The 13,982-nt window shown below is 67.0% G+C and carries 10 protein-coding genes and 2 pseudogenes; 7 read left to right on the top strand and 5 right to left on the bottom strand.

Annotated elements, in window-relative coordinates; translation table 11 throughout:
- Positions 1-179: 179 nt before the first annotated feature.
- Positions 180-365, bottom strand: a complete 186-nt coding sequence (locus JRI60_RS52470; RefSeq protein ID WP_204223684.1) for a hypothetical protein — start codon at positions 363-365, stop codon at positions 180-182.
- A gap of 975 nt (positions 366-1,340) precedes the next feature.
- Here JRI60_RS52470 and JRI60_RS52465 point away from each other — a divergent pair.
- The 4 genes from JRI60_RS52465 (at position 1,341) to JRI60_RS52450 (ending at position 7,104) form a co-directional block, all read left to right on the top strand.
- The gene (locus JRI60_RS52465; RefSeq protein ID WP_430384362.1) at positions 1,341-2,675 is read left to right on the top strand and encodes a hypothetical protein; all 1,335 of its coding nucleotides are present in this window, start codon (positions 1,341-1,343) and stop codon (positions 2,673-2,675) included.
- Positions 2,665-5,010, top strand: coding sequence for a hypothetical protein (locus JRI60_RS52460; protein ID WP_239470245.1), 2,346 nt, complete (start codon positions 2,665-2,667; stop codon positions 5,008-5,010). The genes JRI60_RS52465 and JRI60_RS52460 overlap by 11 nt, the downstream gene beginning before the upstream one ends.
- Positions 5,007-6,347, top strand: a complete 1,341-nt coding sequence (locus JRI60_RS52455) for a hypothetical protein (RefSeq protein WP_204223683.1) — start codon at positions 5,007-5,009, stop codon at positions 6,345-6,347. Before JRI60_RS52460 ends, JRI60_RS52455 begins: the two co-directional genes overlap by 4 nt.
- A gap of 130 nt (positions 6,348-6,477) precedes the next feature.
- On the top strand, positions 6,478-7,104 hold the full coding sequence (locus JRI60_RS52450; RefSeq protein ID WP_204223682.1) for a pentapeptide repeat-containing protein: 627 nt from the start codon (positions 6,478-6,480) through the stop codon (positions 7,102-7,104).
- A gap of 45 nt (positions 7,105-7,149) precedes the next feature.
- On the opposite strand, the gene JRI60_RS52445 is transcribed toward JRI60_RS52450, so the two are convergent.
- The 3 genes and pseudogenes from JRI60_RS52445 to JRI60_RS55315 all read right to left on the bottom strand — a co-directional run bounded on the left by JRI60_RS52445 (position 7,150) and on the right by JRI60_RS55315 (position 8,451).
- Positions 7,150-7,779 (bottom strand): pentapeptide repeat-containing protein, encoded by a 630-nt coding sequence (locus JRI60_RS52445; RefSeq protein WP_204223681.1) that lies wholly within the window; start codon positions 7,777-7,779, stop codon positions 7,150-7,152.
- Between the two features lie 11 nt (positions 7,780-7,790).
- A pseudogene (locus tag JRI60_RS52440) lies at positions 7,791-8,120 on the bottom strand (hypothetical protein); the annotation flags it as partial.
- A 142-nt stretch (positions 8,121-8,262) separates the two neighbouring features.
- Complete coding sequence (locus tag JRI60_RS55315; protein ID WP_239470933.1) at positions 8,263-8,451, bottom strand: hypothetical protein; 189 nt, start codon at positions 8,449-8,451, stop codon at positions 8,263-8,265.
- Positions 8,452-8,741: 290 nt separating this feature from the next.
- On the opposite strand from JRI60_RS55315, the pseudogene JRI60_RS52430 reads away from it, so the two are divergent.
- Positions 8,742-9,167, top strand: a pseudogene (locus tag JRI60_RS52430) (AHH domain-containing protein); the annotation flags it as partial.
- Between the two features lie 15 nt (positions 9,168-9,182).
- Complete coding sequence (locus JRI60_RS52425; protein WP_204223678.1) at positions 9,183-10,439, top strand: imm11 family protein; 1,257 nt, start codon at positions 9,183-9,185, stop codon at positions 10,437-10,439.
- A gap of 263 nt (positions 10,440-10,702) precedes the next feature.
- On the opposite strand, the gene JRI60_RS52420 is transcribed toward JRI60_RS52425, so the two are convergent.
- On the bottom strand, positions 10,703-12,289 hold the full coding sequence (locus JRI60_RS52420; protein ID WP_204223677.1) for a CapA family protein: 1,587 nt from the start codon (positions 12,287-12,289) through the stop codon (positions 10,703-10,705).
- A 520-nt stretch (positions 12,290-12,809) separates the two neighbouring features.
- On the opposite strand from JRI60_RS52420, the gene JRI60_RS52415 reads away from it, so the two are divergent.
- Positions 12,810-13,943 carry a hypothetical protein gene (locus JRI60_RS52415; protein WP_204223676.1) on the top strand — a complete coding sequence of 378 codons (1,134 nt, stop codon included), beginning with the start codon at positions 12,810-12,812 and terminating at the stop codon, positions 13,941-13,943.
- Positions 13,944-13,982: the final 39 nt, after the last annotated feature.

The following is a 13,982-nucleotide window of genomic DNA, read 5'->3' as shown; positions in this document are numbered from 1 at the left end:
CGAATCAGTGGCTCGTCTACTTTTTTGGCTTCTTTGGGGAGGTCCGATGCGTCTTCGATGCCGCTAGCCGGTCGCGCCGTTTCGATGCGGCGATGCGGCTGGAACGCGCGAATCCTTCGAACCATAGCGGGAAGCTCGGCAGCGCTGGCGGAGCACACTTGCTCCACATTCTGGCGCCCCTACAGGGTCGCAAGGTGCTTCTTGGCATCGTAGTTGCCGTCTCGTGCAGTTCGAACGTGATGTAGCACCACATCCAACTGGCTTTCGGCCAACGCCGACTCCGCATTGCGGAACAGCTTGGCGTGGATGCCGTCAGGCTGCGCGGAGGCCAGCTTGCACCATCCCTTCAGCACGTTGGGCAGCACACCTGCGGCCTGTTGTCGATGATCTCCAAGTAGAGCTGCGGTGTCAGGTCGAGTGATTCCACGGCGGACTCCCTATTGGTTCTTGAGTTGTACTGCGCGCGCGTTCAGCCGCTCGCGGCGGGTTACACCCGCGATAGCATGAGTCCCGGCCCACGCATTACCCGCAGCGCTGGTGGATGCGCCGTCTTCGGCGACCGTGTGCGGCCGTGGGTACGGGGCCGCCGTGGTGCCCCCTGTCCGAGGGGGCTTCCGGACGTGCCGGCTACACCACCGCCTGCCGTTTGGCGCGGGAGACGTGCTCCTCCCCGGTCTGCGCGAAGCGCCGCGCCGGTGCGTCCATGCCCGCCTCGCCGCACTCGACACGTATTCCAGCTCCGCAGGCAGCAGGGCCTTTACGGTGACGAGCCGCACGTCGCAGAAGGAGGTGGGAAACTGCCTTGGCAGCATGCGCGACTCGAGGCCGAGCACACGCCGACCCGGCCCCCCTTGGTAACGAGTCCGCGGGCGTGCCGTTGCCCACCGCCTCCAGCGCGAGAAGGCGCGCTTTTGCCCTCTCGCGCACGTACTCACGGGCCACAACCTCCATTGGAGACTCGCTCCAGGAGGTTGTAGGGCCAGGTCGCCTCAATAACGTCGAGGGGAAGCTCCGCCGCCAGCGTCTCCAGAGGAGGCACGGGCGCGAGGAGTGCGCACGCGACGAACCAGTATGCAACAAACGAAGCTGGGTGCCCTCCGGCAGCCTCCAAGAGCACCGCTGGGTCGAGAGTGTTGATGGACCGGTCGCCGCGCTTGGCGCGATGTGCGCTCGCGTCGGCCCAGTCGCGGAGCAGTAAGGCCCGAAAGAACGGGCGAAACATGCTGTAAGGAGTAAGATGGCGCTTCGGACCTGCGAAGTAGTATTTCGCCCGCTATCTCCCGTCTCTCCGGATTTCAGAAGAGTTCTGCTAGTCTCGGGGTCCGCTGTTGGGGGCGCCGATGACTTCCACATTGCTGGTGCTGGTGCTGGTGCTGCTGTCCCAGGCAGGACAGGCCGACTCCACCTCCGGTGAGGCCATGCCTCCACCGCCCCCGACATACTCAACAGATGGGTGGCGCTACCTGACCCGCCTGGAGGCCACCGGGCTGGCGCTGCTGCCGAGCGGCGGCGTGGGCGGAGTGGAGGGTTATGCCCAACTGACGCCCATGCTGGTTGTGGACGGCGGCGAAGCGATCGGCCTCAACCTGGGCGCCCCGGTGCGGCTGCGGCTGGCAGGCGGCGAGCTGGGCGCTGGGCTGGTGCGCCGGGAGGACTGGGACAGCCTCTCGGACTGGGGGCAGTTGATGCATGCCCTCAAGCTGGGCTCGGACACTTCCCCTGTGGGCCTATGGGTGGGTGCCCTGGAGGGATACAGCCTCCTCTCCGGGCACCTGGTGCGCCGCTACTCCAACCGCGCCAACCCGGACTACCACCCGGCTGGCGCCTCCCTCACCGGCACCCTCGGCCCCCTCTACGTGGAGGCCTTCGCCTCGGACGTGCTGGGCGCGCGCCTCATGGGCGCCCAGGCCGAGGTGGACTTGCAGCACCTCTTCACCGGCCCACCACGGCAGCGGGGCCGCTACACCCTGGGGCTGTCGGCGGTGCATGACTGGGGTAGGGCCGGAGGTGCTTCTCCTCCGGTGACGCTGGCCCACCTGGACGGGACGGCGGTGTTGGTGGTGCGCCCGGGCTTCGAGCTGCACGTGCTGGGCGGCTGGGGAGGCCGCCCGGGTGTGGGTGGCGCCTGGGGGGCGGTGTCCGGCGTGGGGGTGGATGTCCTCTCCGCCACCCTGGACATGAAGCTGCGGCTGGAGGTGCGGCGGCAGCACGGGGGCTTTCGCCAGGGGTACTTCGGCCCGGATTACGAGTTGGGGCGCCTGCACGCGGTGGGCTCCCCCGCGCTGCCGCAGGCACAGGGGCCTTTCCCAGAGGGCTTTTCCACCTACGCCGAGGCGGTGGTGGCCTGGGACGGGGTGCGGCTGGGAGGGCTGCTGCAACGCCACCTGTCCCTCTCCCTGGGCGCGGAGGTGTTTGGCTGGGGACGGGTGGATGTGGACGGGCGCCTCGCGGCGCAGTTGGCCAACCGCAACCTGGAAGTGGCCTTGAGTGGGCTGGCGTTGGGGCTGGGCCAGCCAGGGGCACGCCACCTGTACTCGGGCCAGGTGCGCTGGCGCTTCGGCCACAAGCTGTACGCGCTGGCCGAGGGCGGCACCCTGCTGTACCCGCAGCCGGACGGGGCCCTGCACCCGGGCGCCTTCGCCTCCCTGGGCCTGGGGGTGGACAATGCGCGCTGAAGCCCTGGCGCAGAGGTGGGCGGCGCTGCTGGGGGCAGTGCTGCTCTCCTCCGGCTGCGTGACGCTGGCGCCGCGACAGGGCGGCAGCACCGTGGAGGGCCCGCGCACCCTTTCCACATTGCGAGACACGGCGGCCACTGCGCCCCCGCTCGAGGCGCCCTCCTCTATTGCGTCTACCGAGCTGGGCGAGCGCGCCCTCTCCGCCGAGCCGGGTGAGCAGGAGCGGCTGCACCGCCGCCGCAGCGCCCGCGGACTGGGCCCGGACGCTGCGCTGGCGAGCTCGGGCGAGGTGCCCGCGTACGAGGTAGCCCGCGCGGTGCCAGCCCCTCAGGAGTCGCCCTCGTGCGGAGGGCAGGCCGTGCCCCCAGGCTGGCCCGACTTCTCCGCCGACGACAGCGAAGCACTCCTCGCCCCCTTCCTCACGTGCACCTCGCCCGCGGAATACGTCGCGCTCCAGGAGCGCGTGGACATGCCACGGCTGGTGGAGTCGCTGACGGACTGGGATGCCGTGCGACTTGGCTCGCTGGGACCCGTGCGAGAGGACGCGGCAGGCATTCTCAACCGCAAGCGTCTCTCGTTCCTCCTCCATGCCACCGACAAGTATGGAGTCGCCCATGCCGAAGTGTTCGTCCGCTTCCTCCTCGACTCGGCCTATGACGATGAGCTGCGGGAGATTCTCTTCTGGCTGGCCCGGGACAAGCGGCTGGACACCACGCTGGGGCTGATGCCCAGGGCCCGTGCGGAGTTGGACGTGCGGAGCCTGAAGCTCTCGGCCCGTCCGGACAGGGACTTCCAACCTGGAGACCTGATGCGGGGGGCAGGCCGCGCTGTCACCGAGCTGCTCACCCATGAGCAGGAGAAAAATGCCTGGTACACCCACTACACCCGGCAACGAGGCCAGCTCCCACCGTCCTACCAGGAGAACCTCGACGAGGTGGAACGAGAGGCGGCGAAGCAACACTTCTCGGCGGGCAACGTGGTGCTGGGCAGCGTGGACCACCTCACCTTTGGCGTGCCGCTCGGCTTCTACTACCTCGGGGCGGGTACGGGCCATGGGCTGTATTCGCTCTCGCAGGGCGAGTACGAGCAGGCCATTCGCGAGCTGACGCCCGTCGCGCTGCTGGCAACCCTGTATGTGGGTGGTAAGGGCGTGCGCACGCTCTACGAGGCTCGGGGAGGAGGAGCCGGACTCCAGCGGGGGCTCGAGACGGTGCGGGTGCGAGTGAGTCTCCTCGCGGAGAGGACGCGGGAGCTGCAAGCACGGCTGGGCGCGGGCGTGGAGGGCCTGCGAGAGCTGGCCCGGTACATACAGGCCAGTCGTGAGGCGGGCCGCCTCCTGGCCATAGGGGGAATGGACGCCGCCCTGGCCCTGTACGAGGCCCGCGGGGATGTGGCCAAGGCGCGGCCACTCATGTCCAAGGCCAGCCCCGGAGCCACGGGCTCCCCAGCCGTGAAGGGCGGTGAAGGGGCCGGCGCTGGAGAAGCTGCCGCCGCGGCGGACGAGGCCGCACGCCCCTCTCCTATGAAGGCCCCCGCCACGGAGCGCCAGGGCACCCTGGCCTCGCTGGTGGACGAGGGGGTTGGCCACACGCCGTCGGTGGTTGAGGCAAAGCTCGCGGCGGTGGAGCTCGAGGCCACGGGCCCGCGCTTACCCAAGGACGCGAAGGTGCTGAAGCAGCACCAACCCTCCATCGACGCCGCCCCGCCCGAGGCCCGTGGCAATCCGCGCTGGCGCGAGTACGTCGACTACTACGAGAAGCGCTTGAAAGAGGTAGAGGAGGGCACGGCCACCGAGGGCCCCCTCAAGTGGGAGCCCTATGAGCGGATGCGCGCGTGGTTTGCCCGGGGGATGGCCTTCGAGCGCGACATGGTGAAGCTGCTGAAGGCTGACGCGAAGAAGCCTCGGACCCAGCGCAGCTTCCTCGGGGACTTCGATAATCCCCGCATCGAGACGAACGTGGGCGTGAGGAAGCCGGGCCCCGGCCTCCGCTACGCGGACGTGCTCGTCATCGAAGAGGGGGGAATTGGCGGGCAGCCACGGCGCGTGGAGACGTTCAGCTTCAAGAGCCGCGACCTCTCGGGGCTGGACGGCAATGCCATGAGAGTGCAGATGATTGAGGACGCGAGCGAGGCCCTACAGAAATACGGCGAGAGGCTGGACATCCGCCGTGGCTCCCTCCAACGTCTTTTCGGCGAGGCTGGCGAGGTGCAGGTTTCGAGGGTCCGCCTCATCTACGAGGGGGGCGAACTCATGCCCACGAATGTGAACCTGTTGAATAGAGCCGTGAACGAAACCAAGGCAGCGGTTCCGGAGGTCGAGGTGGTGTTTCAATGAAGCGGCTGAGCGTGCACGATTTGCAACCGGAGGATCGCCTCTGGCTCACTTTCGACACTGCCTTCGACCAGCAGGCGGCGCTGGAAGGGCAGCTGGAGCCCTTTCTCCAGATGCTCGAGAAGTACGCCGACGGGTGGATGCCCGACGTCATCGAAGGTAAGCGGCGACGCAAGTACTCCCGCGCCGCCGTCTGGAAGTCCCTTGAAGAGGAGCGCGGCAAAAGAACATCAGGGCTCGGACTTTATCGGACGAAGTGGCCCGCGTTGGACATGTCGCTCAGTCTCTGGTTTCCACCGCTGCCACCCACACTGGGAATCTTCATCAACGTGAAGCCTCTCTCATTTTTTGCGGAGGCGGAACGCTGCCACCACATCGTGGAGATGGTGCGCGCCTGGGCCTCCCATTATCCCGTCACGCATGCCATGGCCCACAGCATTGATGACATGGAGTTGGCGGGCTCTCCCCTCTTCGGACGCGACGAGAAGACTTCTCGGAAGAACGGCTTCGACAAAGTCTACGAGGTCTTCTGGCTCAACGTCTTCGGCCCCAAGCTGGTGGAAACAGTGGGCCGCGAGCGCATGCTGTCCACCCCTGCTTGGCGGGTGGAGGCGCTGCCCAACGGCTCCGTCCTCCTGGTGACGTGGCCCACCGTGGCGGATTTCGCCAGCAAGGAGGCACGGCTCGCGCAGGCCCGCGCCCACGCCCACCTCCGGCCGGACCTCGACTTCGACGCTGTGCTGCGCACCTTGCATGAGCGAAGCGCCATGCTCGCCCCCGTGGAGCCCCGCTTCCACCCGGACGTGGCTCCGCTCCTCTCGCGTGTGGTGGACCGCGCCGCCAGTCATGTTCGCCAGCGGAGGATTGCCGAGCTCAACGCGTGGCAACCCCCCGAGCCCGAGGAGTGGCGCCCCGCCGACTCCGCCCTGCCTCCGGACGTGGAGGGCATGGAGAGCGCTCGCAAGCATTACAGTACCCTTGCCGAGCACCTCGTGGCGCTGCTGCACACGGAGGTGCCCTCCGTCTTCGAGGCCACGCCAGAGTCGCTCACAGATGCTGATTTCTATTTCTGGCGCGAGGAATTCCCGAAGAGCCGCCTGCGGGAAGCCATTGACGAGCACGCGGTGCCCGCCATTGGCGCGTACCTGGGTGAGGTGTTGGTGCGCAACCTGGGCGGCAGGTGGATTCCGCGCCAGAGGCTCGAGGAGGCCCAGGTACTCGTGGGCAACCGCGTTTGGCTCCCCTTTGTCCGGGCTCGCAACTACATGCGCTCGCGACAGTCGCTGCTGGACTGCTCACTTACCTACCTCTACCGCGTGGCCGAGCGGCACCGAGGCTGAGGAGTGAAACGACACGGTGCGCGTGTCTCTGCTCCGCAGGCACCTAAACGGAGTCGAACCTGGCCCGACATGGCAGACGCATGGCGGGCGAGCTCTTCCGGATGCTCACCTTCTGAAAGGGGCGGTGGCCATGGACCGGTTCGGTAACGTCCTCTTCGAGAACAAGGACATCGAAAACGAGCGGCTGGAGTTGACGGATAAGGAAGCGCACTACTTCCTGGGCCCCAACCTGGCGATGAAGAACTGCACCCTGGTGCTGAAGGTGTCCGCCCGGCGTCTGTTCTTCGATGGCGCGCGTTTCATCAACTGCACCCTCGAGGTGAAGCAGGAACTGAAGAACCACCAGCAGTGGGTGTTCGCCTCCTTGACGGGGTGCCGGTTCAAGGGGCGCCTGTCAGGCTGCGACTTCGGGCACTGGCCTGACTACTCGGAGAGGGCGGGGCACGGCTCCATCGAAAACTGCGACTTCTCCGAGGCTCGGCTGGCTGGGTGTCGGTTTCACGGCTGCGACATCAACACCCTGCGCTTCCCCAAGTGGCCCTGCTTCACCTTCCTGGACCCCATTGGCCGAGCTCCCGAGCTACGCAGCGTCAAATGGCCGGGGAGCTTTGGCGATATCGTCGTGGACAACCTGCATACCCACCCGGCGTCTACCAAGGCCTTGACCTATTACGCTCCCTCCGCCGCCGAGCGCTTCGAGACCACCCCCGAGGAGCTCCGAGCCGTCATCGAGAAGTTCGACTGCATCCTCTTCTGAGGGGGGAGCCGAAGTCTCGCGGGTCAGCTCATCCCGGCAGCCGCATCAGTACACGATGCAATCGAACTTCTCGACCACGGCCTCGAGCTCTTCCAGAGTGGTCTCGTGCCGCTTGGCGATGGCGGGGGCGTAGTACGTCACGGCCCTGGTGGCCCGTGGCCGTTCGTGCAGATACTCGATGACGACGGAACCGAAACTCCCGGGCCACGGGACGCTGCGTAGCTCAGCGGCTCGGCTGAGGGGGTCCAGGATGGTGAAGCAGGGCCACCTGGGAAACCGCAGGGTGCTGGGGTCACAGCCCATGAAACGACACCCGTCCAGCCTGGCCTCGGTGAAATCACAGTCCTCGATGGCGCCGAGCTTATACTCCGGTTCACTCCCGTACTCGGGCCAGTGCCCGAAGTCACACCCCGACAGACGCCCTTTGAACCGGCACCTCTTCAGAGAAGCTCGTATCCATTGTTGATGGTTCTTCAACTCCTGCTTCACCTCGAAGGTGCAGTCGATGAACCGGACTCCATCGATGAACAGGTTTCTGCCGGAGACCTTCACGATGACCGTGCAGTTACGCAGCGTCAGTCCGGAGCCAAGGAAATAGAGCGAGCCCTTGTCGGTCAATTCCAGTCGCTCGTTTTCGATTTCCCGGTTCTCGTAGAAGACCTTGTTGTAGAGCATCCGCTGCCCTTTCAGAAGGTGAGCATCCGGAAGAACTCGGTCGCCATGCGTCTGCCATGCCGCGCCAGGTTCGACTCCGTCCCGGAAAGAATCTCGTACTGGCGGCCCGTCGCGGAGTCAATCACGTCGACTCCCTTGCTCAGGCTGAAGTCGTAGAGATGTTTCAATCGATCGCGCACCTTTTCCTGCACATAGCGCCCCCGGGCTTCCCGCTCCAACAACCGCACCAGCCAGTACCTGCCCTGCTTCATGGCCTTCTTCATGGCGTCCATCTCCGCTTCCGACAGCTTGTCGGGCCCACACTCCTTCGCCGCCTTCGTCACCGCCTCCTGAAGCTGGTCCACTCCCCGGACCCTTCTTGAGAGAGCACGGCCAGCTCCGGGGCACACAGGATGAGTTCCAGGTGCGCGTCCATGTCAGTCCTCATGGGAGTCGGTGTCGAGGACACGTGCCAAGGTGTCGCGCTCCACCAGCGTCTTCTTCTTACGAGCAGCCTCGCGCAGCGCGGCGGTGGTCAGCCTGTCCATGTCGCGCAGGGCGCCACTGGCCGCCTCGTGCAGGCTTGAGGCCCAGCGCCAGGCACAGCTGGCGGTAGAAGTCGCGTCGGCCCAGGGTGGCGTTGTGGCAGTAGGTGAGGCGGAAGCCGCTATGCGGGAGCCGATGGCGCAGCACGCAGGTTTTGCCCACGCCCGACTCGCCGGTGAGCACCACGCTCTGGCGCTGGCGCAGGGCTCCCCCACCAGCGCGCTCTTGGAGGAGGGCACCTGCGCGTCCACCAGGCAGCGGCAGAGCGTCACCACGCGGCCGGCCAGGTGGCCGGCGTCCATTTCATAATCCTCGCCCCCGAGGCTAGGAGGAGTCGCGCAGAACCTGGCGCGTATGCCCCGCCTCGCGCAGCAGCCGGCGCACGGTGGCCGCCGACACCGCGCCCGCCTCCAGCCGTCCGTCCGCCTCCAGGGTGCGCAGCAACCTCGGTGTCGGTGGTGGAGGGCAGGCTCGCGCTCACGCTTCCAGCGGGCTCAGGTGCCATCCTCGCCATGCAGAATCAGGGGGAGGGCGACGAGGGCCACATCCACCACATCGGCACCGTGAGGAACAACGAGTCCTCCGCGCGTGGCGGGCCGTGGACTCCAAGACTCAAGGAGTTCTTCGACAAGGCCGGTATGTCCATGGAGGACCTGGCCAACAAGGTCCGAGTCCCGGGGCACAAGGGTCCTCACCCCGAGGAGTACCATCAGGAGGTCTTTCAACGGCTTGGGAAGGCAGTCAAGCACTGCGAGACCACGGAGCAGTGTCGGGTGGCCCTCACCCGGGCATTGAAGCGGCTGGCCACGGAACTTCAGGAGGCGGGTTCCAGGCTCAACAAGCTCGTTACCCGGACCGAGTGAGGCTAGGAGAGCGACATGTCGAAGAGGTACTTCAGGCTGAACGAGGACATGAGCAGCCCGGAGCGTTGGGTGCTACACGACACCCTGGACGCCCAGGGAAAGAAGGTGGGAGCGCGGCTGTACCTGAATGAGGCGCCCACTCGTTTCGATGGTCGCCTCCGGGTTCCCATCCTCCATCCCGGCAGCCCGCTGGATTTTTCCTTGGCGGACGCCGGGGATTTCCCCGTTGTCACCGAAAGGGTCGCCAGCACCCTCGCCGAACTGGCTCCTGGCGACGTGCAACTCTACCCCGCCGAGGTGGACTCGCGGCCCGAGCCCTACTTCCTCGTCAATGTCGCGCGGATGGTGAGGTGCATTGATGAGGCAGCCTCGGAGGAGGTGCGCTACGGGGAACCGGAAGACAACTTGCCCGACAAGATTGGATATTATCTGTCCGTTTACGGCATGCGGATCGACCCGTCCAAAGTGGGTGATGCCAGGATCTTCCGGCCCTGGGGCTATCCAGCCGCCCTTCTCGTTGCCGAGGATGTGAAGGACGCCCTTGAGCGCACCGGCGCCACGGGACTGAAGTTCACGGAAGTCACCGGACCCAGCCCAATCAGCGACGAGGAGCGCGCCTACAAGCAGCGGTGCCGTGAGCTTCTGGAGCCCCCACCGGCCGCCAGACGGGCAGCGTGGAAGTCGCTCGGCGTGCTGGACGAACTGGCCGTTGCTCCCAGGGCCATCTGCTATGAATGGCCGGGACACCGCCAGGATTGGGCCATCATCCATCGGGAGGCAGGGCGTATTCTCCTCGTCTCCGAAGGCCTCTCGGACCCGTTCATCACCAAGCTGGAGCCCTCGGTCGGCTTTGGTCTGGAGCTCGCCCTGGAGACTGAGGGGACGGAGCTTCCTCTCGATGCCATTGAGGGGAGCTGGCCCTACAACCTATTGGAGCGAGTCTCCAAGGAGGTGGTGGCCCACGAGCACGTGCGGGAGGGGGCCCAAACGGGCCTTCTCGCGCTGGAGGTGGGGGTGATGGGCATGCCCGCGTCCCTTGTCACCACTGAGGGTCGCGTGGGCGTGCTGCTCGGCTTGGAGTCGCGCACACTGCCGAGGCACTTTCCAACGCCGTTCGGTGACGTGCGGCTCGTCACCGTCAAGGCCCTGCTGCCCGCGGAACTGGAGTACGTGTTGATGCGTGGCGCGGAGGGCGCGGCCGAGCTCGCACGGCGCTTCGCGGAAAGCGGGGAGGAGCACGTATCGCGCGCCAACAGGCGAGCAGCCGTGTAGCCGGCATGTCGGGAAGCACAGTTGGACAAGGTCGCCACGGCTGCTACGTGCCCACCGGCACACTACGTCGCGACAACTGCCGCAGGGAGGGGAGCGCCACTGAGCCTGCCCCAGCCGAGCACCCAGGCCTGGTGGTTCTTCACAGAGCCAGGGAAATAGAGCGAGCAACGTCTGGACGTCGGAAAAGCACTCCCTCTCCCACCGGGAGAGGGCCGGGGTGAGGGTATCCGTCCCCGTGCCCTTTCCCCGTGAAGCGAAGAGGGCTACTCCGCGCCGGTGGCGATCGCCTTGCGAGGAGTGATGACGCCGTCCGTGCCCACGATGGCGCCGGTGTCGGGAAAATCCTCGGAGGTGAGGCGGCGCACGAGGGGGATGACCTCGCCGGAGGGATCAGGCTGGGGGATGCCGCGGCCCTCCTGGCGGGTGGGGAGGATGCGGCCGGAGCGGAAGCGGCCCTGGGAGTCGAGCTCCACGTCCACGACCATGCCGAGTCCCTGGGGACCCTTGAGGTTGAAGGTGCCGTAGGTGGCGAAGTTGCCCATGGAGTAGACGATGAGCCTGTCCTTGTAGAACTCCATGGCGCGCACGACGTGGGGCCCGTGGCCGAGCACCAGGTCGGCGCCAGCGTCGATGACGGCGTGGGTGAAGACGCGCAGGTTGCCGCGGTTCTCGCCAAAGAACATCTCGGGGCCACGGGGGATGTTGAGGGCCTTGGAGCCCTCGGCGCCGCCGTGGAAGGAGACGAGAACGAGGTCGTGGTTCTGCTTCACCGAGCGCACGAGGGCGGCGGCGCTGGGGGTGTCGTTGACGTAGTTGCAGTTGGCGGAGGTGTGGAAGGCAATCATGCCGATGCGCAGACCATTGCGCTCGACGGTGGCGACGGTGCCGGCGGGGCCGCTCCAGCGGATGCCGAGGGCATCGAGGGTGGCCTCGGTCTCGCGGCGGCACAGCTCGCCGAAGTCACCGGAGTGGTTGTTGGCGGTGGAGGCCAGGTCGACACCGGCGTCCTGGAGGTACTTGCCGTAGCGGGTAGGGGAGCGGAAGGCGTAGCAGTTGCCGCCCTTGCGGCACTTCTTGGTCTCGCCGTTGTCGCAGAGGGGGCCCTCGAGGTTGATGAAGGTGAGGTCCGCGTCGCGCAGGAGGGGGGCGACGGTGGCGAGGCTGGCGACACCATCGTCTGGGGGAAGGAGCCCCTCGGGGAAGGAGGAGCCGAGCATCACGTCGCCGACGGCGCGGATGCGCAGGCGGGCGTTCTTGGGAGGAGCGGGGCGGGGAGCGGGCTTGCCCGAGTCGACGGAGGCGAGCTTCTGCTGGAGGGAGGACTGACCGCGGGCCTGGGTGAGGGCGTCCTCGAGGTCGGGATGGTTGGGGTCGAGCTTCTGCACCTGGGTCCACTCGGAGAGGGCGTCGGACCAGCGGTTGACGAGCGAGTAGGCCCAGCCGAGCTCCCAATGGCAGTCGATGCGGGAGGGAGCGGCGCGGGTGCAGGCGGAGAAGGAGTCGATGGCGGCGTTGGCGTCCTTGACCTTGAGGGCCTCGACGCCCCGGGCGTAGAGCGCGTCAGCTCCCTCTCCCCCTGGGAGAGGGTTGGGGTGAGGGTCTTGGGCCTGAGCGGCGGGAGCGGCGGGTGCCTCGGGAGCGGCCGAAGCAGCAGGAGCCGCGGGAGCAGCCGGGGCCGCGGGAGCAGCAGGCGCCTCGGGAGCGGGAGCGGCACTGCTCGCGGAACCCGAATCGGTGGGCTGGGAGCGGGAAGCGGACTCGGACTCGGCCACGGAGGGACCGCGAGCGGTCGCGCAACCGCCGAGGGCGGAGAGCGCGAGCACGGAGAGCAGAAGGGAGCGGGAGCGCATGAGGGCGCGCATCTTACGGTTCCCAGGCCCACGGACAGAGGAAAGCGTGCGCACACGTCCAGCGCTCGACGGCGGAGCAGCCGGGCGGGCTTCCGGGAGTGAGGTAGAGGAAATTCCCGATGTCCCGAAGGAGGCGAGCAGAGCACCCTGGGCCCTATCCACCCACGGCCTCACCTGACCGCTTGAGTTGGCCAGGAAAGCCCCCTACAGTCCACCTCTCGGGTTCGGTGGATCGGATGGAAGGGGTAGGGGATGGGGATGGACATCAACCAGCGCAAGGAGAAGTTTGGCGAGGCGTACCTCCGCGCTGTCACCACGGTGGCTGGTTTCACGCTGTACAGGCCCGAGGTCGATGATGACAGCGTGGACTGGGGCATCGCCGCGCGAGGCACTGAAGTGTTGCGCCGCAGGCCCCGACCTCCAATACCGGAACCGTCACGGTCGTGCTCCCTCGCCATCAGGTGCTGAGTCCAGAGGCACTCCACATGATGATGGAGCGCATCGACCGGGGAGAGGCACCATGAAACCCGATACGGAATCCTTGATGGCCCTGCGTCCATTGGAGCTGGCCGCCTATCTGCGGAGCCGGGGATGGCGGGAAACCGAGCGTCTGGGCGAGCGTGCCTCCCTCTGGCTGGCGAAGCGGGGAGGAGAGGAGCTGGAGCTCCTCCTGCCCCTGGACCCCACGCCAGGCGACTACGTGTCACGGATGGCGGAGGTCGTCTCGTCTCTGGAAGCGGTCGAGGCACGTCCACGCTCGGAGATCCTCGAAGACGTAGCGGCAACGACAGCCGACACCGTCCGCTTCCGCTTCCTGGGTCACACCTTCGAGCAACACCCGGTCACCGTCGAGCACGGGGTGCACATCTACGAAAACGTGAGGGAGTTGTTGCTCGCCGCGGCGTGCGCGACGGTTGGGCCCCGCCCGGTCTTCTCCACTCGCAAGCCCACACGGGCACTCGAATACCTCACCACCGTCCAGCTCGCGCCTCCAGCAAGGGGAAGCTACGTGGTCACGGTGCGCTCTCCAGTGCCACCGACGCTGGCCCATCAGGCAACTCTTCTCTCCGAGGCGGATGAGCCCTTCGAGCGCCGGGTCATCTCCACGCTGGCCACTTCGCTCGCGAGCGCACATCGCGCCGCCATCCGCGCGGCTTCCGGTGCGACCTTCCAGCCCTTCCACCAGGAGGTGGCATCGGGTGTCAGCGCCAACCTGTGCGAGGCACTCGCCGGGCTCGTCGCGCGAAGTGGGGCACGCACGTGCGAGGTCACCGTGGCCGGGGCCCCCAGCCGCCCCGGATTGGAGGAGCGGCACGTCTCCTTCTCGGCGGATGTGGCCCCCGTGCTCCGGGAAGCGGCGCGCGTCTTCCGCGCGAGCGCCCCTCGCGAGGACTTCGAGCTGGAGGGGCTCGTCATCCGGCTCGAACGAGGGGAGGGAGCCACCACGGGCATCGTCATCATCGCGGGGGTGGTTGACGCCAGCCTCCGCAAGGTGAGGTTGGAATTGGAAGCCAACGACTACCTGACAGCCATCGAAGCACATCTCAAAGCACGGCCCGTGCGTTGTGAAGGAGAGCTCGTCCGCGAGGGCCGCGCCCATGTCCTGCGCCGCCCACGTCAGTTCGTCCTGAAGCCAGAGGAACGCGAGGAATGAGCTTTGGGCCGTGGACAGACCCTCTTCCACTGCGAGAGG

The organism is Archangium violaceum (genome assembly GCF_016887565.1).
GTDB classification, from domain to species: domain Bacteria; phylum Myxococcota; class Myxococcia; order Myxococcales; family Myxococcaceae; genus Archangium; species Archangium violaceum_B.
The sequence above is the reverse complement of the archived record's forward strand: the minus strand, read 5'-3'. Positions and strand labels throughout refer to the sequence as shown.